Raw genomic sequence first — 2,185 nt, forward strand, 5'->3', positions numbered from 1 at the left:
CTCGACCCCGCGCGCCGAAGGCGCGCCAATAAACACAGCCAGAATAATGGACGGTGTGACGGAGCGGATCAGCAATCCGGCGGTGCTCGTTGTCGATGACGACGAGGATGTTCTCGCGTCGGTGGAGCGAGGTCTGAGATTGTCCGGGTTCCGGGTGAGTGTCGCCCGGAACGGGGCGGCCGCGCTCCGGGCGGTGTCCGAGGAGGCGCCGGACGCTGTCGTCCTCGATATGAACATGCCCGTGCTGGACGGGGCGGGGGTGGTGACGGCCCTGCGGGCGATGGGGAACGAGGTCCCGATCTGTGTGCTGAGCGCGCGCAGTTCCGTCGGTGACCGGATCGCGGGCCTGGAGTCGGGCGCCGACGACTACCTGGTCAAACCGTTCGTCCTGGCGGAGCTGGTGGCGCGGATCAAGGCGCTGCTGCGGCGGCGCACCGATACCGCCACCGCTGCCGGAGATCCGGATATCGTCACGGTCGGTCCGCTCCAGGTGGATACGGCAGGTTATCGGGCCATGCTGAACGGCCAGGAGATCGAGCTGACCAAACGTGAATTCGAACTGCTGTCGACCCTGGCGCGTAACGCCGGTGTGGTGCTGAGCCGGGAACGGTTGCTGGAACTGGTGTGGGGCTACGATTTCGCGGCCGATACGAATGTGGTGGACGTATTCGTCGGCTACCTCCGCCGCAAGCTGGAGGCCGACGGCACCGCCCGGCTGCTGCACACCATTCGCGGCGTCGGGTTCGTACTGCGAGAAACGAAGTGATCGGCAGCACTTCCCGGCGAAGACGCCGCCGATCGTATTCGCTGCGTACCCGGGTCTCCGGGGCGGCGGCGGCCGGGGCGGTGCTCATCGTGGCAGTGGTGAGCGCGATCGCCGTTCCCGCCATCGAGCACAACAACCTGCAGCAGACCGATCAGCAGCTGCGGATCGCTTCGCGGTTGGTGCTGATCGAGCCGGTGGTGGCCGTCGGGGTGGTGAACCTGCTCGGTCCCGACCGCGATATGGCGCTGACCGTCCGGGACCAGGACCGGGTCCTCGCCTCGAGTTCCGTCGAGCTGCCGGATCTCGAGCCGGGGGCGAAGACAGTCCCCGTGGACGACACTCCTTACCGGGTGCTGACCACCACGGAGAATCAGCCCGCCGGCCGCTCGGTTTCGCTGGGTATCCCCGCGGCGGAGGCGGCCGAGATGACCGCCGAACAGCAACGCTGGGTGCTCTTCGGAGGTCTGCTCGCGATCGCGGCCGCGGCCGGTCTCGGCTGGTTGTTCGGCGGGCGTGCGGTCCGGCCCATCGTGGTGCTCACCCGGCAGGTCGGGGCACGCACCGGGTACGGCGACGACACGCCCGAACCCATCGGCAGTTCCGGAGTGCTGGAGGCCGAACAGCTGGCCGACGCGGTGAACACCATGCTGCGCCGGGTGGACCAGGCACAGACCGAAACGGCTGCCGCGCTGGAGACCGCCCGGGATTTCGCCGCGGTATCGGCGCACGAACTACGCACCCCGCTGACCGCGATGCGCACCGACCTGGAAGTGCTGGCGACTCTCGATCTGGACGAATCCCAGCGCGCCGAGATCTTGGCCGATCTGCAGCGCAGCCAGGGCCGGGTGGAGACCACACTGGCCGCGCTGGAACGACTCGCCTCCGGCGATCTGACCTCCGAACGCGACCATATCGATACCGATGTCGCGGAACTGCTGGATCAGGCGGCCCACGATGCCATGCGCCACTACCCCGGAGTGACCGTCCGGATAGATACCGACGCCGAACTCGTCACCCGTGGTCTGCCCGCGGGCCTCCGCCTGGCGGTGGATAATGCCGTCAAGAACTCCGTCAGCCACGGCGGCGCCACCGAGGCGCTGCTGTCGGCCCACCGCGCCGCCGACAACACCATCGTCATCTCGATCGACGACAACGGGCACGGGCTGGCGCCCGAGGAACGCGAAACCGTTTTCGCCCGCTTCGCCCGCGGCAGCCGGGCCGGCAAGGGCGGATCCGGCCTGGGGCTGGCCCTGGTCGCCCAGCAGGCCCAGCTGCACGGTGGGCGGGCCTATTTCGATGACGGCACCCTCGGCGGGGTCCGGCTGGTACTGGTCCTGCCGAATCGTGTGGTCACCGGGTCGGTGTGAGCGGACTCCGGCCGGAAATGCACACTCGGCCCCGGAGCCGCAGCTCCGGGGC

Annotated in this window: 2 protein-coding genes; both read left to right on the top strand. The window is 68.8% G+C overall.

The genetic code is table 11. The features are described from left to right. Positions 1-46: 46 nt before the first annotated feature. Complete coding sequence (locus ACLML9_RS28550; RefSeq protein ID WP_411948399.1) at positions 47-766, top strand: response regulator transcription factor; 720 nt, start codon at positions 47-49, stop codon at positions 764-766. Beyond that, complete coding sequence (locus tag ACLML9_RS28555; RefSeq protein ID WP_411948400.1) at positions 763-2,133, top strand: sensor histidine kinase; 1,371 nt, start codon at positions 763-765, stop codon at positions 2,131-2,133. The genes ACLML9_RS28550 and ACLML9_RS28555 overlap by 4 nt, the downstream gene beginning before the upstream one ends. Positions 2,134-2,185: the final 52 nt, after the last annotated feature.

The organism is Nocardia sp. NPDC002869 (assembly GCF_046764065.1).
Taxonomy (GTDB): Bacteria; Actinomycetota; Actinomycetes; order Mycobacteriales; family Mycobacteriaceae; genus Nocardia; species Nocardia rhamnosiphila.